16 protein-coding genes and 1 pseudogene are annotated in these 20258 nt (G+C 32.8%); 5 read left to right on the top strand and 12 right to left on the bottom strand.

Annotation, left to right across the window (positions count from 1 at the left end):
• The first annotated feature begins 4 nt into the window (after window positions 1-4).
• On the top strand, window positions 5-2725 hold the full coding sequence (locus ASD98_RS16445) for a DNA gyrase/topoisomerase IV subunit A (protein ID WP_056206313.1): 2721 nt from the start codon (window positions 5-7) through the stop codon (window positions 2723-2725).
• A 45-nt stretch (window positions 2726-2770) separates the two neighbouring features.
• Here ASD98_RS16445 and ASD98_RS16440 read toward each other — a convergent pair.
• A pseudogene (locus ASD98_RS16440) lies at window positions 2771-3574 on the bottom strand (AAA family ATPase); the annotation flags it as partial.
• Window positions 3575-3587: 13 nt separating this feature from the next.
• On the opposite strand from ASD98_RS16440, the gene ASD98_RS16435 reads away from it, so the two are divergent.
• On the top strand, window positions 3588-4151 hold the full coding sequence (locus ASD98_RS16435; RefSeq protein ID WP_242412125.1) for a hypothetical protein: 564 nt from the start codon (window positions 3588-3590) through the stop codon (window positions 4149-4151).
• Between the two features lie 65 nt (window positions 4152-4216).
• On the opposite strand, the gene ASD98_RS16430 is transcribed toward ASD98_RS16435, so the two are convergent.
• From ASD98_RS16430 to murQ, 9 genes are all read right to left on the bottom strand, one after another.
• Window positions 4217-6001, bottom strand: a complete 1785-nt coding sequence (locus ASD98_RS16430) for a cytochrome-c peroxidase (protein ID WP_056206309.1) — start codon at window positions 5999-6001, stop codon at window positions 4217-4219.
• Between the two features lie 68 nt (window positions 6002-6069).
• Window positions 6070-7548 carry a hypothetical protein gene (locus ASD98_RS16425; protein WP_056206307.1) on the bottom strand — a complete coding sequence of 493 codons (1479 nt, stop codon included), beginning with the start codon at window positions 7546-7548 and terminating at the stop codon, window positions 6070-6072.
• Between the two features lie 162 nt (window positions 7549-7710).
• A complete protein-coding gene (locus tag ASD98_RS16420; RefSeq protein WP_056206305.1) occupies window positions 7711-8337 on the bottom strand; it encodes a PolC-type DNA polymerase III in 627 nt (208 codons plus the stop codon).
• Window positions 8338-8339: 2 nt separating this feature from the next.
• Window positions 8340-10262, bottom strand: a complete 1923-nt coding sequence (locus ASD98_RS16415; RefSeq protein WP_056206303.1) for a DUF294 nucleotidyltransferase-like domain-containing protein — start codon at window positions 10260-10262, stop codon at window positions 8340-8342.
• 185 nt (window positions 10263-10447) lie between these two features.
• Complete coding sequence (locus tag ASD98_RS16410; protein WP_056206301.1) at window positions 10448-10819, bottom strand: hypothetical protein; 372 nt, start codon at window positions 10817-10819, stop codon at window positions 10448-10450.
• Between the two features lie 183 nt (window positions 10820-11002).
• Window positions 11003-11578, bottom strand: a complete 576-nt coding sequence (locus tag ASD98_RS16405; RefSeq protein WP_056206299.1) for a DUF1572 family protein — start codon at window positions 11576-11578, stop codon at window positions 11003-11005.
• Window positions 11579-11580: 2 nt separating this feature from the next.
• Window positions 11581-12153, bottom strand: coding sequence for a pentapeptide repeat-containing protein (locus ASD98_RS16400; protein ID WP_056206297.1), 573 nt, complete (start codon window positions 12151-12153; stop codon window positions 11581-11583).
• 67 nt (window positions 12154-12220) lie between these two features.
• Complete coding sequence (locus tag ASD98_RS16395; RefSeq protein ID WP_056206557.1) at window positions 12221-12442, bottom strand: DUF6095 family protein; 222 nt, start codon at window positions 12440-12442, stop codon at window positions 12221-12223.
• 161 nt (window positions 12443-12603) lie between these two features.
• Window positions 12604-13416 (bottom strand): N-acetylmuramic acid 6-phosphate etherase, encoded by an 813-nt coding sequence (murQ, locus tag ASD98_RS16390; RefSeq protein ID WP_056206295.1) that lies wholly within the window; start codon window positions 13414-13416, stop codon window positions 12604-12606.
• 176 nt (window positions 13417-13592) lie between these two features.
• Here murQ and ASD98_RS16385 point away from each other — a divergent pair, with 176 nt between their 5' ends.
• On the top strand, window positions 13593-14735 hold the full coding sequence (locus ASD98_RS16385; RefSeq protein ID WP_056206293.1) for a helix-turn-helix domain-containing protein: 1143 nt from the start codon (window positions 13593-13595) through the stop codon (window positions 14733-14735).
• A gap of 156 nt (window positions 14736-14891) precedes the next feature.
• The gene (locus tag ASD98_RS16380; RefSeq protein ID WP_056206291.1) at window positions 14892-17279 is read left to right on the top strand and encodes a TonB-dependent receptor domain-containing protein; all 2388 of its coding nucleotides are present in this window, start codon (window positions 14892-14894) and stop codon (window positions 17277-17279) included.
• A 73-nt stretch (window positions 17280-17352) separates the two neighbouring features.
• On the opposite strand, the gene ASD98_RS16375 is transcribed toward ASD98_RS16380, so the two are convergent.
• Entirely contained in the window at window positions 17353-18021 is a 669-nt protein-coding gene (locus ASD98_RS16375; protein ID WP_056206289.1) for a ZIP family metal transporter, read from the bottom strand.
• Window positions 18022-18114: 93 nt separating this feature from the next.
• Window positions 18115-18879, bottom strand: a complete 765-nt coding sequence (locus ASD98_RS16370) for a bifunctional 2-polyprenyl-6-hydroxyphenol methylase/3-demethylubiquinol 3-O-methyltransferase UbiG (RefSeq protein WP_056206287.1) — start codon at window positions 18877-18879, stop codon at window positions 18115-18117.
• Between the two features lie 133 nt (window positions 18880-19012).
• On the opposite strand from ASD98_RS16370, the gene ASD98_RS16365 reads away from it, so the two are divergent.
• Window positions 19013-20176, top strand: a complete 1164-nt coding sequence (locus ASD98_RS16365) for a class I SAM-dependent RNA methyltransferase (RefSeq protein WP_056206285.1) — start codon at window positions 19013-19015, stop codon at window positions 20174-20176.
• Window positions 20177-20258: the final 82 nt, after the last annotated feature.

The raw sequence follows: 20258 nt of genomic DNA, 5'->3' as shown, positions 1-20258 counted from the left end.
AAAAATGAAAGACGAAGAAGACGATAACATAATTCCAAACGACGACGAGAATAATTCAGATGAAAACCTGACAGATGACAATCAGGAAGGAGATGATGATGAGATTATCAACGTAGATGCGAAGCATTTTGAAGGACAGCATTTTTACGAAAATCAGGAAGAAGAAGGCGAGGACGTTATTACCAAAGTAACGGGAATGTATAAAGACTGGTTTTTGGATTATGCTTCTTATGTAATTCTGGAACGTGCAGTTCCGGCAATTGAAGACGGTTTTAAACCTGTTCAGCGTCGTATTATGCACTCTTTAAAAGAGCTGGATGATGGTCGTTATAATAAAGTTGCCAATGTTGTTGGTCACACCATGCAGTATCACCCACACGGAGATGCCAGTATTGGTGACGCAATGGTGCAAATAGGTCAAAAGGATTTATTGATTGACTGCCAGGGAAACTGGGGTAATATTTTAACGGGTGACGGAGCGGCAGCTTCGCGTTATATTGAGGCACGTTTATCTAAATTTGCTTTAGAGGTTTTATATTCTCCTAAAATTACAGATTGGGGCGTTTCGTACGATGGTCGTCGTGCAGAACCAAACAATCTTCCGGTAAAATTCCCATTGCTTTTGGCACAAGGAGCAGAAGGTATTGCGGTTGGACTTTCTACAAAAGTGCTACCTCATAACTTTAATGAGCTAATTGACGCTTCAATCAAAATTTTAAAAGGAAAACCTTTTACATTATATCCTGATTTCATGACACAAGGTATTGCCGATGTGTCAAATTATAATGATGGACTTCGTGGCGGGCGTGTGCGTGTTCGTGCTAAAATTTCGCAATTAGACAAAAATACATTGGTGATTACGCAGATTCCGTTTTCTACCAATACATCGACTTTAATTGACAGTATTTTGAAAGCCAATGATAAAGGTAAAATCAAAATCAAGAAAATTGAAGACAATACTGCAGCCGATGTGGAGATTTTAATTCATTTATTTCCAGGAGTTTCTCCAGATAAAACGATTGATGCTTTGTTTGCTTTCACGGCTTGCGAAACTTCTGTAGCGCCTTTAGGTTGTGTTATTGAAGATAATAAGCCGTTGTTTATCGGAGTTTCTGAAATGTTGAAAATTTCAACGCACAGAACGGTAGATTTGCTTAAACAAGAATTAGAAATTCATTTAGAAGAATTAAAAAATAAATGGCATTTCTCTACTTTGGAGAAAATCTTCATTCGTGAAGAAATGTATATTGATTTCAAATTATATTCTGATAGAGAATCACTTTATTCATATTTATACGATCGTTTTGAGCCTTTCAAAAAATCATTTGTCAGAGAAATTAATGATGATGATTTACAGCGTTTGACTCAGATTCCGATGATTCGTATTACTCGTTTTGACTCTGATAAAGCTGATGATTTTATCGCGAAGTTAGAAGACGAAATGAAAGAAGTAGAGCATAATCTGGAACATTTGACAGATTTTGCTATTGCCTACTTCACCAAATTAAAGGAGAAATACGGAAAAGGACGCGAGCGCCAGACAGAACTTCGTGTTTTTGATAATGTTGAGGCTACAAAAGTAGTTTTACGTAATACAAAACTGTTTGTAAACCGAGAAGAAGGTTTCGTAGGAACTAGTCTAAAGAAAGACGAATACGTTGCTGATTGTTCTGATATTGATGATGTAATTGTGTTTTTACGCGACGGTAAAATGATGATTACAAAAGTAGATACCAAAACTTTTATAGGCAAAGATATTATACATGTTGCTGTTTTTGATAAGAGTGACAAACGTACTATTTATAATATGATGTACCGTGATGGTAAATCAGGCCCTTCATATATAAAACGTTTTAATGTTACCGGAGTAACACGTGACAAAGCTTACGATTTAACAAACGGAACAAATGGCTCGCAAGTTGTATATTTTTCACATAATCCAAACGGAGAAGCTGAGGTTGTTACCATATTATTACGTCAGGTAGGAACAATCAAAAAGCTAAAATTCGATATTGATTTTGCTAAACTCGCTATAAAAGGACGTGCTTCAAAAGGAAATTTGGTAACGAAATATCCAATTAAGAAAATCGAATTAAAAGAAAAAGGAATTTCTACTTTACTGCCAAGAAAAGTTTGGTTTGATGACACCGTAAAACGTTTAAATGTTGATGCCAGAGGTGAATTGTTAGGTGAATTTAAACCAAGTGATAAAATCTTAGTTATAAGTCAGACAGGTAAATTAAAAGTGATTATTCCTGAATTGTCGACTCATTTTGAGGAAGATATGATTGTTTTGGAGAAATGGAAACCTAAGAAACCAATTTCTGCTATTTATTATGATGGAGAAAAAGAGCGTTATTTCCTGAAACGTTTTCTTGTTGAAAATGAAGGTAAAGAAGAAAGCTTTATTACAGACCATCCAAATTCGCAATTAGAGATTGTCTCTACAGATTATCGTCCGGTGGCGCAATTGGTTTTTGCCAAAGTAAAAGGAGTTCAAAAAGAAGATTTGCATATTGATATTGAGGATTTTATAGCTGTAAAAGGTTTTAAAGCCTTAGGAAATCAATTAACGACAGATAAATTAAAACAAGTTAATTTGCTGGATCCGCTGCCTTATGAAGAGCCTGTTGAAGAGGTTCCTGAGGCACCTGAAATTTCAGACGATGATTCGGTTGAAACGGAATTAGATGATGATGGTCAAATAGGACTCGTTTTAGAATAAATAACTAAAAAACGCTAAGAGAATTTCTTAGCGTTTTTTTTGATTTTATTGCCCTACAAAAATTTCTTCTTTTACCCATTTTATCATATCATTTTCTATTGTAACGATTATTTTATCGCCGTCTTTGACTTCGCCAGAAATGATTTTCTTAGCGAGGGGTCTTCTTAAATGACTTCTGATAATACTTTTTATTGGTCTTGCCCCATATTTAGCATTATAGCCATTTTCAGCGAGATAAAGTCTCACTTCCCTCGGAATTTCAACTTCGATATTAATGTTTTTGAGCAGGTCTGTAAATTCTTTTTTAAGATGAATCTCAAATATTTTCAATGCATTTTCTTTGCTGATAGGTGCAAAAGGTACAATCTCAGTTAACCTTCCTAAAAATTCTGGTCTGAAATAATTTCCCATAATCTCCATTAACGAAGTAGAGTTTGGAATTTTGCCTTCATTAAAAGTGTTTACAATGTGATCTGCTCCAATATTCGAAGTAAAAAGAATAATTGCATTCGAGAAATCGCCCTCTTTTCCTAATCGGTCGTGCAGTTTTCCTTCGTCCATAATTTGAAGAAAAACGTCATAAACAGAAGGATGTGCTTTTTCGATTTCATCAAATAAAACTATTGAATATGGCTTTTGACGAATTTTATTTACTAATAAACCGCCTTCTTCGTATCCAACATAGCCTGGAGGCGCTCCATACAGCAATGCAGCCGAATGTTCTTCTTTAAATTCAGACATATCAAAACGAATAATAGCACTTTCATCCTGAAATAGAAATTCGGCTAATGATTTTGCTAATTCTGTCTTTCCAGTTCCGGTTGGGCCTAAAAAAAAGAAAGATGCTATCGAAATCAATCAGTTGCTGGCTTCTGTAGAGCAACAGGCTAAAGAAAGCCGTTTTTTACAAAATAATGATCCTTATTTAATGATTAAACCTAAAAGTGATGAGAGTGTTGGAAAAGAGTTTTCAATAAATTACTGGTCAACCTGTGCAGAGGAAGGAAATGATATTAAAGCTGGAACTGTTTTAGAATGCAAAGATTTATTCTTTATAAGTAAAAATGTAACCCTAATGACAAATACAGTTGGCGGAAAAAACAAACAAAGCAATAAAGACAGAATTCTTGCGTATCGTAATGCCTTATTAACTCGTGGCAGAATCGTTACTTTTGCCGACATTAAAGCTTTTGGTTTTAATCATTTTAAAAATTCGATAGTAGATATTAAAATTGAAAAGGGAACTCGCAAAGAAATTTCAGTAAAAGCTGGTTTTAGCCGTACTGTAGATATATTCATAAAAACAGATCCAGAAGAAAAACAGTATTTATCAAATTCAGAGTGGGAATATTTGTGTGATAGCTTTATGAAAAATCTTAAAAACAGATCATCAAATGTATTTCCGTATCGTTTATTTGTAGACTAAATATTAAAATAAACGCCAGAAAATTTAATTTCTGGCGTTTAATAATTGGAAGTTATTACTGATCTTTATTGGTATTTTTGATCTGTAAGTGTTTTCATAAAAGCTACTAGGGCTTTTTCTTCTTTAATGGTTAAATTCAATTTGCCGAAAGGTAAAGTTTGATTTTTTACTTCATATCCTAAGCCTTGTCCTCCTCCTTTGTTGTAGAAGGAAACGACTTCTTCTAGAGTTTTAAAAATACCGTTGTGCATATATGGAGCTGTGATTACCGCATTACGAACTGTCGGGGTTTTAAAAGCACCAATTAATTGCGACATTTTATTGTATAAATAACGGCCTTTATCTGGACTTAATGTTTTTCCTGAAGCCTCATTTGGAGTTCCAATAACTTCGTGTTCGGTTTTAGAATAATTAGGCGGAACCGTTCCGTTAAATAAAGGCGTAAAATGACAAGTAGCACATTTTGCTTTTCCCATAAAAAGATTCATTCCTTCAATTTCTTCATTATTAAGACTGTTTTTGTTTCCTCGCATGTATTCATCAAATCGAGAATCGAATGAATTTAAAGATCTAACATAACTTGCAATAGCATTTTGAATCTGCCAAACTTCAGGTTTTGAGGTTTTTAGATATGCTTTTTTGAAAAATTTTATGTACTCGTTGTCCAGCTGAATTTTTGCGTGAATATTCTCCATAGAACCATGCATTTCATCTTTATTCTGGATTACATCTACACTTTGTTTTTCTAAATCTAACTGGCGCATATCCCAAAATTGGGCATTTTGTAATGAAGCGTAGGTTAGAGTAGGAGTATTTCGGGCTAAATTAGAACCTGTAAGTGAAACGTTTGTTTTCAAGCCGTCTGTAAATGCTTTTTCTGGATTATGACAGGTGGCACAACTACGATCATTATTTTTAGAAAGACTTTTGTCATAAAATAATTTTTCGCCTAAAATCGCTTTTTCTTTTGTGTAATCGTACTCTTCTGAAAGTACAAAAGCATTTACATCAAAAGCATCTTTGTCAAATAAAGTCATAATAGTTGGTTTTAACGGACTATTTTTCTTGACGTTCTTAATGTTTTCTACTTTCTGAAAAGCTTTCAGTTTTTTCGAAATCGGATTTAAATATTCAGTTATAAAAATAGCTCGGTTAAAGGCATTGAAATTACTATTTTTGGTGCAATACTTTTGTGCATTTTTAATCATTTCTCTTAATTCAGATACTAATTTGCTATCAATATTAATCTTTTCAAGCGTTTCTGGAATTGAGATTAAACTCTGTCCAGCTTCTGGAATTGAAGACTGCAAAATTGGACTGTCGAAACCTGTGATTCCTAACGTAATAACTCTAAAAACATTCTGCTGTATAGCATCTAGAACGTAATCATCACTAATTGTAATGACTTCAAAAGTGTTTTTTAACTGTTTAATATTAGATTGAAAAATATTTAATTCTCTAGTTAAATTTTCTTTGCTTTCAGTATTGTATTCAGGATAAATCATTTCTTCCATAACCTGAAAACCATGCGGTTCAAAAGATCTATTTTCTTCTAATTCCATTTCGTCCAAAGCCGGACCGTTCATAAATCTAGCGGTTTCGGGAATAAAATACTCAATTGCCCATTCGACTTTTTTGTAAACCAGACGAGACTTTTTAAATTGTTCTACAATTTTGTTCTGCGAAGAATTGCTGTTTACAAGTTTTTGAAATTGTGTAATTTCATTACTAAGTTTACTTAAATCAACAAGTAATTCCTGTTTAACTGTAGGCTTTGATGTTTCTCTTTCTTTGCATGAAAAGAAAAAAGAAAGCAGTATAAATAGAAAAGTAAAATATTTTAATTTCATAGCGGAGTTGTAATAGAAATAACCCTTATCGTAAAATAAGGGTTGCAAATAGATTTTGGTTGAAATTATTAGCGTTGTACGTTTCTAATAATTACAGTTTGTCCTCCCTCTTTGTTAGTTTGAGTTCCTGACCCATCAGCATTTTTAAATGCATCACTCTGCCAAGTATGAGGGTGAACATTTACTGTGAATGTATTAGGAACACCAATGATATCTGAAATGTCTTGCATAGCTCCAAATTCCCAGCTTCCAAATCTCATTTCGCCAGTTTGGTTATAAAGTGTGTTCCAAGCTGTATCTGTTCTTTTGTGGTTCATGTTTAACCACGCTTTGTTTTGTTTTGTAGCAATATTGTACTGCCAGATATATGAATCGTGTTTTGCATCTGCATAATAACTATCACCGTCTTCCTGAATGTATACATAGTTTTCAGTTACACATAAGTTATCAGGATTAATGATTCCAGTTCCAGGAGTACTGTCACCTTCAACAGCCAATTCCAAAGTTCCTTTTAATGGGTTTGAAGCGTCTAATTTTAATTTGTAAACTCTTCCCCACATGGTATATCCTTCAACAGGGGCATTGTTAGTTGCCTGACCAGTTGCAGTAAAATAAACTTCTCTATTGTTTGTTGCGCTTCCTTTTCTATAATCTACGTCTTCAACTCTTGAGAAACGAATCACTTTTAGATCATTAACCGTTGTATTGATTACCGCGCCAGTTAAATTTTTTGCATTTGAAATTTCAACAAATTCAACTGGATATGAATTGTTTAAAGTTATAGTCGTTTCAACCTGATTTCCGTCAGTTCTTTTTAAAGCATATAATTTTCCATTAGATAAATCGCCAACTGTACTAACATACATAATTAGCTGACCAGCACTTGCATGAGAGGTAGCATATGATTGATCTTCACCAATCAAAATAACTGTTTTTCCTGGAAAAGCTTCTTTTGGAAGCGGAACAGCGTTTTCCATACTTGCTTTTCCTAAAGCTGGTAAAACCCTGTCGGTTCTTGCTTTGTCAGAAGATAATCCTAATGGATTAATTCCGTGAACCATACTTTCCTGACCGCTTTCCCCAGCAGTTAAAAAGATTGGACCAAACCCGTGAATTTCTGGCGTAACCAAAGTCGCTGAACATAAACGAGTTAAACCTCCAACACCATCAACTAAATAATCTCCTTTTACAGGTTTGAAAGTTTTGTCTAAATAAACTCTAGAAACAGATTGAAGAATTTCATGATTAGTAATCATGATATATCCATCTCCATTTGGATCTTTCATTAATCCAGCACCATCTGGCTGGGCTCCGTACACGAAGGAAGGAGAATCTGGAAGCACATCTGAACTTGCAATTAAAGTACTTATTTTTAGATTTTCAAAGCCAGTCATTGCATATACAAATGCAGGAACTTTTGAATGAGAAGTAAAATCGATACTAGCGTTTACACTATTCGAAGAATCTTTGTCATCATTTTGACAGCTAATTGCAGAAAGTCCCGCAATTCCAAGCAAGGTAATAGATTTTAAAAAGTTAGCTTTCATAATTGTTTTTTGTTTTTTTTGATTAGAACAAAGCTATCTCTCAAAAACAAAATACAGGTTAAGCCTATTTTTTCTTATTGCTAATATTTATAAGTCTTATATTATTAAATGGTAAAAAAATTCATTTGAATGTAAATTTAAGACTCATAAAAAAATCTTAAATTATTTAAAAAGCTGATTCAAATTAACCGCTTTTTTTTCCCGCAGTTTTTTTACAATTTTAAGAAAAGCAATAGCAGTTATATAAGCATCACCCAAAGCAGTATGGCGGTCTTTTTTTGAAATATTAAACTTATCAGCAAGATCGTCTAGTGTATAATGATCTTTTCGTTCAAATAAATGTGATTTAATTAAAGTTTTTTTATATAAATAAGCTGTGTCTAAAGTTTTGTTGGTAAGTTGAGGTAAATTGTTTCTTTCTAATGCTTTGTTAACCATTGTAACATCAAAAATAGTATGATGGGCAATAATAATTGAATCTCCAAGAAAAGATAAAAATTGTTCTAAAGCTTCTAATTCAGAAGGACGTTTAATAATAAAATCTCTTAAAATTCCATGAATTTGGGCTGTAGATTTATCGTAATGATCTTGCTGTAGATAAATCTCAAAACTATCCTGAACTGAAATTATCCCATTTTGAAGGATCAGAGCTCCAATGCATAAAATGCGATCATTTTCATAATCGAATCCTGTCGTTTCAGTATCCAGAACAACAAACCGGGTTTCTTCGATAGTAATATTTTCATCAAAGAGATTTTCTTCTTTTTTCCAAAAACTAAATAAACCCATCGCTATACTAAATTTGAAATATTGAAACGCACCGAAATAAGTTCCTGAAGTTCTTTAATCGTTTTAAAAGTACGTTTCAGTTTAATTTTTTCCATTTTTGTTAAACTTTCCAAAGCTATAAACTGTCCCGAATCGTGATGTAAAAGTCCTTGTTTTGTTCTGAATTTCAATAAAGCTTTAAACGAATAAGAACACGATAAATACAATTCTCTATTATTTGGTTCTAGTTCTGCTAGTTTTTCAAAACGTTCTGCAGTATTACTGATCGATTTAACCGAATGTGATAAAATTAAAACACGCGCAGCATCTGTTAAAGGCATTAAAGCTCTTCTTTTAATATCAAAATTGTCTTTATTCGCTCCGTCTTGTTCAACTAAAAATTGTCTAAAAAAGCCGGTAGGAGAAGGACTTTGCAAAGCACCACTCACCAAATGCATATAAAAAATAGGGTTTGCTTTTACATTTTCAAAAATTGAATCTGATAATTGATTCACTATTTCAGTATCTCCATAAGTCCTACTGTAATCAAAGAAAATAAAGGAAAGTAAAACTTCATTTTTTCCAGGATTCGTAATCCAATGATGCACCTGATTTTTCCATTCATCCAAACTCATACACCATTTTGGGTTTGAGGCCATCATTTCAGCAGGGCAGTAATCGTAACCAATATCAAAAAGACCTTTATTGACTAGTGCAGCAAATTTTAAAAAATATATTCGTGTTTCATCCCTAAAAACTTCCGATACATTTTCATATACAATAGCATTATCCTGATCTGTATGCAGCATTTGTTCACCGCGGCCCTGACTTCCCAGTGCCAGCCATGCAAATTTAACCGGTGGCGGACTGCTCATTTTTTCTAAGCAAATTTCGATAACACGTGTGGTACAGGCTTCATTCAGTTCCGTTATGATTTTAGCAATCAAGGTCATCGGAATATTTTGGTCTAAATATCCTTGAAGCAATTGCATAATTCGGTTTCTGATAGGTTTGATCTCCTTTGTTTTTTTAGCCCTTTTTAAAGCTTTAATTAAAACAGCAGGATTATTTCCTAAAGCAACCATTACGTCATGTTTCGATAAAATTCCAACTGCTTTGGTATTAACAGTGCCATCTTTAGTAAGGCATAAATGACTGATACTACTTTTCATCATCGCCATCTGCGCCTCAGTAACTGTCATTTTTTTTGGATATGTAATAACAGGTTTCGTCATTATGGTTTCGGCCGTAGTGGTTATAGGAAAATCTCCGGTAACAATTTTATTGCGAAGATCTTTATCAGTCAAAATACCAATAGGAAGCATTTCATCTACAATTAAAATTGCTCCTACTTTTTTCTTATTCATTATCCTGGCAATTTCCTTAACTGTTGTTGACGGACTGCAGGTTACAATTTTTTTAGAATACTTAATTGGTGCTAAGTCAAATGAATCATTGCTCGAATGACGGTTTTCATTCAATAAATCGTCATCGCCATATAATTTATCTTTGTGAATATCTGAATACGGATTTCGGGTGTTTGAAGCATAACTTTCGATCAGGAAATTACCAACATTTCTATTTTCTAACGCATAAGGTTTGAAAACCGCGATTGGAATTGCATATAGAATACTTTCTTCATGGGCAACAGCTTCCATAATATAATTTTCCTGTGCCAAAAGTGGACGCAATCCAAAAATATCACCTTCATCACACATATCCAAAACGGTATTTTTTGTGCTTTTCTTTAGGGCAACGGCACCTTTGTGAACCACATAAAAAGAATCATGTGTTTGATCGTTTTCTGCAAAAATAACGGCGTCTCTATCTTTATAAACAATAGAAATCTGCTCCGAAAGTTTCTCAAGATCTTTAGGATGTAGGAAATTAAACGGCGGATAGTTTTTTAGAAAGTCAGCAACTCTTTGCGAAATGGTATTTTTCATTTGGTTAGATTAGAGTCCTAAAATACTATTTAAAATAGAAATGTAAAAGAAACACCTTTAATTTTTGAGTTACAAAGAGACAAAGATGCAAAGAGGACAAAGTTTTTTGCATAATAAAATAAAAACTTTGAGTCTTAGTGCCTTCGCGGCATAAAAAAAGCCCCAATTGTGGGACTTTAACTTTATTATTCAACTTTAAAAACCTTACCGCGTTGTTTTTCTTCAGAGCCTACCATTCCAAATTCAAAGGTATAAGAATCTTTTGCAGTCGTTAAAATTTTCATGCTGATTGCTTTTTCCTCGGCCATATTTTTTGGATGCTTTTTCTGTAAAATGTATTCACAGTCACTTACCCAACGTATTGTAGAGGTATCTGTTTTTCCGTCAAAAGTTTCGATTTCTATATCGTCTTTTCGTTCAAAAAAGGTCGTTTTTTTAACGCCATTTACTTCAAACTCAAATTTGAATTTACCGTTTTTGAAATCTTTACAATTGTGTTCAGCGTTATAACATGATACCAAAGCCAGTACCGGGAATAAGAATAGTATTTTTTTCATTTTAAATAAGTTGTTTTTTTAGGAGCTAATCCTGCTGTCCGCTATATCTTTTGCGGCGAACCCCGCCACAAAAGGATGCCGCTTCCATCAGGGCTAGAGCTGTCGTTTTCATGACACTCTGAGCGAAGTCGAGGGGATTTTTGTTTCATTAGGTCTTCGACTCGCTCAGATTGACAAACGTTTTTATTTCAATCTTTTTAATTCATCATCAGTAAAGTTCTTGATTTCTTTTTCTTTGGCAAACTTTTCGGAATTATAATTACCTGATTTATTCTTCGGAATTGATAAACTTTCCCAAGAACTCTTTTTTAATTGTTTAGCATAAAAAACAATCTGACCAACATGATAAGGATAATGTGCCAATTGTCGATTTATGGCTTCAATAACGGTGTGACCTTCATTTCGAATATAAATAATGTCTGAAAGCTGCTCAGGTTTTAAACTATTCAAAGCATTTTCTAAACAATTCCAGCCTTTGTTCCAAACTTCCAGAACTTCTTGTTTAGACTGTAAATCATTTTCAAATTCAGAGTCGCGATTTCTCCATTCTTTTTCACCATCAGACGTTAAAAAATCTGTCCAGCGCGAAAGCATATTACCGGAAATGTGTTTTACAATTGTTGCTATGCTGTTGGTATCTTCATTAACAGAAACAAAAAGCTGATCGGGCTCTAATTGCTCAATTGCTTTTTCGCCCAGTATTTTATAGTACAAAAATTGCTTTTTAACGCTTTCTAAATATGCCGTATCAACACTCATAACTATACAATTTTAATATCATATTTATCTAAAAGCCCCACAATTCCCTGAGTCGAAAACTGCGCTTTTCGCATAGCATTAAATTCAGGATCGATTTTATAATTGTAAGCGGTTCTAAAATCAACTGCTGCTAATTGTGTTTCATTAAAAATGGCGCCATCTAAATTACAGTCATCAAAAACAGAACTTGTTAGATTTGTTCCAACAAAAGTTACTTCGCGAAGAGAGGAATTTATAAACTTAGTTTTTGGCATTTTTTTGTTTGAAAATATGGCATAATCCAGCGTACATTCTTCAAAATGAACCTGAAATAAAAAATCATCACATTCGTGAAAAGCAATTCCAAGAAGTTTACAGTTTTTGAAAGCTACATTCTTTAAGCTCGTTCCCGCCAAACTTGTCATCGATAGATTGCAATCAATAAACTCACTGTCTAAAAAACTATTTTGGTTAAAATTACTGTTCGAAAAATCACAGTTTTTAAAAACACAATCTTCAAACTCCCGATTGTTTATTTTTTTATCGATATAAATAACTTTCTCGAATGTTTTTTGAATGTGAATTATTTCTTCCATTTTTTGTTTGGATAAAGATTAAAATTGCGGAGATGATCAAACTTGACAGGTTTATTTAGAAGATTTTTTAGTCATTAAACAAACTTTTCATAATAATTCTCAGCCCTAAAAAAATCAAAAGCATAGAACTCAAACAAGCCACAATTCCAATTCCGAGAACCAAATAATGCCAATTGGTATGCTGATTCATAAATGCATTATAAATCAATGAGGGCCCAAGAAACATCAAAGGCAGAGCGCCAGTTAAATATTTAATTCCTTTTCCTAATAGCTGTTTATTTGTACTCATTTTAAAATTTGTTTCAAGTTTCAAGTTTTCTTTGTTTCAAGTTTGAAAACCTTTGCGAACTCTGCCTTCTTTTATATTTATTTAAACTTTGTGAACTTTGCGAAAATACCTTTGTGATCTTTGTGTTAAAAAACACACATCTCACATTTTACAGAAAACTTTTACTTATTATAATTATCAACAGCATTTCTCACGCTGCCGTATTTTTTTAATAATTCTGATGCTTCTTCATACGAAACCGGAATTTCTCCCATAATCATTTTAACGCCGCGATCAACCAGTTTAATGTTACTCAACTGCATATCGACCATTTTGTTTCCTTTTACTTTTCCAAGCTGAATCATTGATGCGGTCGAAATCATATTTAAAACTAATTTTTGAGCAGTTCCGGCTTTCATTCTCGAACTTCCGGTAACAAATTCTGGCCCAACTACAACTTCAATAGGGAATTTTGCTGTCAGAGCTAACGGACTTCCTGCATTATTTGTAATACATCCCGTAACGATATTATTTTCATTGCAAGTTTCTAAACCACCAATAACGTACGGAGTAGTTCCAGAAGCTGCAATTCCTATTACGACATCATTTGCACCAATATTATGTGTCTGTAAATCTATCCAGGCTTGCGTTGCATTGTCTTCGGCATTTTCTACCGCACGACGAATAGCAGTGTCTCCGCCGGCAATAATTCCGTTTACTAAATCAAAAGGAACTCCAAAAGTAGGAGGGCACTCAGAAGCATCAACAACACCTAAACGTCCAGATGTTCCGGCTCCAATATAAAAAATACGGCCGCCTAATTTTAAATTAGCAACAACTTGAGCGACTAAAGCTTCGATTTGTGGTATTGCTTTTTCTACAGCATCAGGAACAGTTTTGTCTTCCTGATTAATATTAGTCAGCAGTTCGTGAACTGACATTTTCTCTAAATGTTCGTATTTTGAAGATTGTTCGGTTGTTTTTGTAAAGGTCATTTTTTGTCGAAATAGTTATCCTCCAAAATTAAACTTTTTTATCGCAAATCGGTAAAAATTAAGAAGCAAACTAGTTAACATTTTAAACTTTTTTACTGATTTTATTTCTTCTGAAACTATTTCAAAACCTTGGTGATTGAACTAAAATATTATATTTGTTAAATATTAAAAGATAAATGGATAAATTAGATTTGTTGCAGGGGATTGGCAGAATCTCGGTTTTTGTGTCTTTGCTGCTCGCCTTTTTTTTATTTACGGTCAAAACCGAGAATAAATTGGCTAACCGTTTATTTGCTTGGTTTTTTATTTTTTCTGCGATTGATCTTAGTGGCTTTTTCATTGAGGCGAGTACTCGTAGAGAGCTAAATTTTGAAATTTTTAGATCTACAACGTGTTTGTTTGAAATGCCTTTGTTTTATCTTTTTGTACTGGCCGTCTGTTATTCTGATTTTAGGTTAAGATGGAAACATTTAGTTCATTTATTCCCTTTTGTAATTGTTAATTTAGTTTTTATTCCGAGAATTTATCTAAGCCTAGATGTAGATAAAGATACTTTCGCTTCGGGGCTTAATTTAATGCCGGAGATTTACTTTATCCAGATTTTAGTAGAATTTCAATATGCATTTTATATTGTAGCTGTGTTTTTGATTGTGAAAAAGTACAGAGAAATCTACTTGGAAAATTATGCAAATGCAAGCACAGCGACTTATAAATGGCTTTTTCAGATTACATGCGTATTTTTAACGGCACACATTATTGTAGCATTAAAAAATTTATTGCGTTATAGTGGTTTCAGTGAAATATTTTTGTGGGCAAATGTTCTTGTAGGGACTATAGCTTTATTTATCACTTGTTGGTTTATAATGAAAGCTTTAAATCATCCTGAACTTTTTAGAGGAGTGAATTCAAAACTGAAACTAACAAAAGACATTCTGCCTGAAGTTGAAGAAAAACCAGAATTAGTAAATGGTCAAAAAGATTTGATAAACACTCAAATAACGACTTTAAAACAATATATGAACGAGAAAGAACCTTTTCTTGATCCGTCGCTTACCATTCAGGAATTGGCAAACCAAATTGATATTCCGGTTCGGGATTTATCTATTTTGATTAATCACCATATCGATCAGCATTTTTTTGATTTTGTGAATGAATATCGTATTCAAAAAGCCATGCATATTCTAAAAGATCAGTCTAAAAACCAGCTTACTGTTTTAGAAATTTTATATGAAGTTGGTTTTAACTCTAAATCTTCGTTTAATACTTCTTTCAAAAAATATACAAATTTAACGCCTACAGCATATCGAAACGCTTCATAATAAGTAGTTTGTAAAAAGTCGTACTTTGAGCCGAATAAAGTCGAACCAATTTCCTGAATAGAAATTGGTTCGACTTTTTTTTGTCGGTCGCGTATGGAGATTTTCTAAGGCAACTTTGCTTCAAATTAATCGAAACAAGTTTAAAAATTAGAAATCATGAAAAAAACAAACCTCCTTATCTTTTTACTATTGCCTTTATTTTGTTTAGCACAAGCATCATTTAAATTGAAAGGAAACATAACCAGCGAAACAACTTCATTAGAATGGGCAGATGTTTCCATCTTAAATTCAGAAGGAAAAATTATTGACGGAATGACAACTAAACAAGACGGCTATTTTGAATTTAATCTTAAAAAAGGATCTTATAAAATAGGAATCAATCTTTTGGGATTTACAGATTATGAAAAAGAAATTGCAATTGAAATGGATACTGATTTAGGGATAATTATTTTGGAAGAAAGTACAACTAATTTAGTAGAAGTTGTTATTCAATCAAAAAAGAAAACAGTTGAGCAGAAAACAGATCGTTTGGTTTACAATCTTGAAAATAATGTTACAACGGTTGGCGGAGATGCTTTAAGTGCTATTAATACAGCGCCTGGAGTTGTGGTAAAAAATGACATGATTACAATATTAGGAAAAGGAACTTCCAGAGTTATGATTGACGGAAGAATGATTGAATTGGCGGGCGAAGAATTGAATAACTTTTTGAAATCTATTTCGGCAAGTGATATTAAAAATATTGAAATTATAAGTAATCCGCCGGCAAAATATGAAGCGGAAGGAACTGGTGGATTAATCAATATTATTATGAAAAAAGGAGTACGTGATTCCTGGAAAAATACAACGACAGTTTCTTACGATCAGAATAAATACGGAATTTATACTTTGAGAGATAATTTCTATTATAATAAAAATAAATTCAGATTTTCTGCAAGCGTAAATGGAAAAACGGGTTACAAAAATGCGGATGAATCTTTAAAAATGTATTTTCCTGACGGACTTTCGGTTATGAAAAGTGAAACGAAAGTAAAAAATGAAAATCTTTCCGGAAAACTGGCTTTAGATTATGATTTTTCTGAACGTACAACTGTTGGTTTTCAGTTTTTGAATGATAGAAATAATCCAGATTTTGGATCGGATATAAGAATCGAGAAATATAATACTCAAAATCAATTAGAGAATGTTACGCTAAATGACAGTTATACAGACAAAGGTTCAGGAAATCAAACTTATAATGTGCATTTGATCACTAAACTTGATTCTTTAAATAGAAAATTATCTTTTGATGTAGATTATTTTAATTACAATTCAAAGTTTGATAGAAATTTTATTGCCAATAATTATACACCAGATATGACTTTTGTTGATGTAAATCAGTCTGGAAGAAATATCTCCAATCAGGATATTAACAATTGGAGTTTTAAAGCTGATATGGAACATCCGCTTCAAGCTTTAAATTTATCTTACGGTGCCAAAATGAGTTTTACAAATAGTATAAGTGATGTACTTTATTATAATACAATTACAGGAACTCCAGAATTAGATCCGGCACAGTCAAACCGATTTAAATACACCGAAAATAATCAGGCGGTTTATATTAATGGAGATAAAAAAATTGGAGCAAAATGGAATTTTCAAATGGGATTAAGATTAGAAAATACCCAGACAAACGGATTTTCTGAAACCATGAACCAGGAAACAGAAAATAATTATTTGAAATTCTTTCCAACAGTTTACGCTTCTTATAAGAAAAATGAAAACAATACTTTTAGTTTAAATTATGGAAAAAGAATCAACAGGCCACGTTTTGACTTATTAAATCCGTTTAAGGTTTATATTAATAGTAATAGTTATTCTGAAGGGAATCCGTTTTTGAGACCTTCATTTAGTGATAATTTTGAATTTGCTCATTCGTATAAAGAAGTTTTAAGAACAAGTGTTTTTGTAAATCTAATTGCAAACGGTTACGGAGTTTTGTTTACCTCAAATCCTGAAACGAATACACAAATTGTTACGCGTGAGAATTATTTTAAAAACTTAAATTATGGTATTGGTGAAAGTTATTCGGCGAATTTTGCAGAATGGTGGTCAAGTGAAAATTCATTGTACTTTTTAGGTGCAAAAACAGAATTTATTAAAGATATTAATGCCACTCCGTCAAATAGTTTGCAAATTGATTTTTCGACAAATAATACTTTTATGTTAGGCAAAACAACAAAACTGCAAATTGATTTTAGTTATAGTTCGCCTTTTAAAAGTGGTTTGTATGAAATAGGTTATGCGTCGAGTTTTGATATTGGTTTTAAACAAGATTTGTTTAATAAAACGATGCAGATTGCATTTTTGGCAAATGATATTTTTAATACGTCTTATTTAAAAGATTTTACATCGGTTGTAAATGGTGTAAAACAAGTTTACAGCCAAAATGAGAGTAATAGATTCGTTCGTTTGTCTGTGGTTTATAATTTTGGAAACAAAAAGATAAATGTAAAAGAACGTGCTTTTGGAAATCAGGATGAGAAAAAGAGAGTTGGTAATTAAATCGGATAATTAGTTAATGTGTCAATTAGAAAATTATCTCATTATCTAATCGACACATTGTCTAATTAATATATTATAAAAAGAATGCTAATAAAATTCCGAGAACGATCATCGAGACTTTGGCAACATTAAATTTATGTCCTTCGCTGCTTTCAAAAATAATTGTTGACGAAATATGGAATAAAATACCAATTACGATTGCTGTTATTTCAGTATAATAATCGTTTAAAATAGGAAGATATTCAGAAGCAACAGTTCCAAGTGGCGTCATGATGGCAAAAGTCAGCATGAAAGCAAAAATGGCTTTTTTGTTTAAATCGGCATTGATGAAAAATGTCGTTAAAATCACGGCAATTGGCAAATGATGAATAGCAATTCCAACGGCCAAATCATGATGATGACTTACCGGAAAACCTTCTAAAAAGGCATGAATGCATAAACTGATGAAAAGCAGCCACGGAATCTGAGACATTTTTGCATGACCGTGAACATGCCCGTGTTCAGCGCCTTTAGAGAAAAACTCTAAAATGATCTGAAACAAAATCCCGACCATTATAAACAAACCAATTTTATGATTGTGAGAGCTGTAAACTTCTGGCAGCAGATGCATTACAGTTAACGATAACAAAAATGAACCGCTAAATGCGAGCAGTAATTTTAAATTGGTTTTGTTGGTTGGTTTTAAAAACAAAGCCACACTATATCCTAAAAGTACAGAAAATAAGGGTAGTAGATAATTCATTTTTTGTTTAATCGGTTTTTTGTTTAATCGTCTAATCGGTTTTGGGTCAATTTGCTCAAGTGAATAAACAAATTAACAGTTAAACGATTAAAGCTATTTAAAAATCATGATTAATCTTTCGCTTTCGGTTTTATGGAATTTTTTGAGTTTGTAATCTCCAAAAATATCTAAAAGAAAAATTCCTGCTTCATCCATTAAATCCTGAAAATCTTTTAAAGTTAAAGCTTTTACTTTTTCGGTAAAATGAAATTTTCTGCCTTGGTCTTCAAAATCAATTTCTTTAAAAATATGACCGTCTTCAACATATCGTTTTATGTTAAAATCAATTCCGTCAACCGTTTTAACCTCTTCGGGAACTAAAGTTTCAATTACCTGATTTACATTCATAAAATCAATAACGGCGAATCCATATTCAGATAAACTTTCTCTGATTGCTTTAAGAGTTGTCAGGTTATCATCGTCATTTTCGAAGTAACCAAAACTTGTAAAAAGGTTAAAAATAGCATCGAATTTTTCTTCAAAAGGTTCACGCATATCGTGAACTTTAAAATGAAGATGCTCGTTACTGTTTTTGCTGGCTTCGGCAATGCTGTTTTCAGATAAATCAGCGCCTAAAACATTAAAACCTAATTGATTTAGGTAAATAGAATGACGTCCTTTTCCGCAGGCTAAATCCAGTACTTTTGCTTTTTCCGGAAGATTGAGATAATGCGTTAGATTATCCATGAAAATCTGAGCTTCTCTATAGTTTCTATCCTTGTACAGAATGTGATAATATGGAGTATCAAACCATGATGTAAACCAGTTTTCGGTATTTCTATCCTGATTTGGTGTTGATGAGTTGGGTGCGTCAGACATTTATTCTATTTCAATTAATATAAAGTCCCGCAAATTTAGTGTATTTTTGCCGAAAAATAACTATTTCGCGACGATACCTAAATAAACGGTAGTGCGTCTGCGATTGGAGTTGTTTTTTAATACAAAAATAAAGATGGAAGAAAATTTTAGAATGATAGCCAAATGTTTTTTTGGCTTTGAAGAGATATTAGAACAGGAATTGCGTACGCTTGGGGCTCAGGATGTTGAAAAAGGAGTAAGAATGGTGAGTTTTAAAGGGGATAAAGGTTTTATGTATAAAGCTAATTTATCGCTTAGAACGGCACTAAAAGTTCTAAAACCTATTTATTCATTTAGAGCTAATAATGAGCAGGCACTATATAAAGGAATTTCAGGAATAAACTGGTCTAAGTTATTAAATGCCAATCAAACTTTTGTGATTGATGCTACGGTGCATTCGACCTATTTTAACCATTCTGAATTTGTTTCTCAAAAATGTAAAGATGCGATTGTCGATCAGTTTAGAGAAAGAACAGGACAAAGACCAAGCATTGATAAACAATATCCTGATTTGAGAATCAATGTTCATATTGACAAGGATCAGGTTTCGGTTGCATTAGATACTTCTGGAAATTCTCTGCATCAGCGTGGTTATAGAACAGCAACGAATATTGCACCTATAAACGAGGTTTTGGCAGCTGGAATTTTATTATTATCGGGTTGGGAAGGACAAAGTCACTTTTTAGATCCAATGTGCGGTTCTGGAACTTTCCTTGCCGAAGCAGCGATGATTGCCTGCAATATTCCGGCAAACATTAACCGTAAAGAGTTTGCATTTGAAAAATGGAAAGACTGGGACAATGATTTATTTGATCAGATTGTAAACAGTTTGATGAAGAAAACAAAAGAGTTTCATTATACCATAAAAGGTTTTGATAAAGCGCCAAGTGCAGTAAGCAAAGCCAAAGATAATATTCGAAATGCGAATCTTGAAGATTACGTAACCATTGAGGACAATAACTTTTTTGATTCTGAAAAAGATGTAGAAGGAAAGCTTCATATTGTATTTAATCCGCCGTATGATGAACGTTTAGATATTCATATGGAAGAATTTTACAAAAACATAGGCGATACTTTAAAGAAAAATTACCCGGGAACAAACGCCTGGTTTATTACCGCAAATCTTGAAGCCTTGAAATTTGTTGGATTAAAACCTTCAAGAAAAATCAAACTCTTCAACGGAAGCCTTGAAGCGCGTTTGGTTAAATACGAAATGTACGAAGGAAGTAAGAGAACGAAATTTCAGGTTACTGAATAACAAAGGTTCTAAGATGCTAAGTTTCTAAGATTCTAAGAGATTTAGCTTGTGAATTTAATAATAAGATAATTTTGGTTCAAAA

Origin of the sequence: Flavobacterium sp. Root186, from assembly GCF_001428525.1 — a bacterium.
Classification (GTDB): Bacteria; Bacteroidota; Bacteroidia; order Flavobacteriales; family Flavobacteriaceae; genus Flavobacterium.
This window is presented reverse-complemented; position numbering and strand designations above follow the sequence as displayed.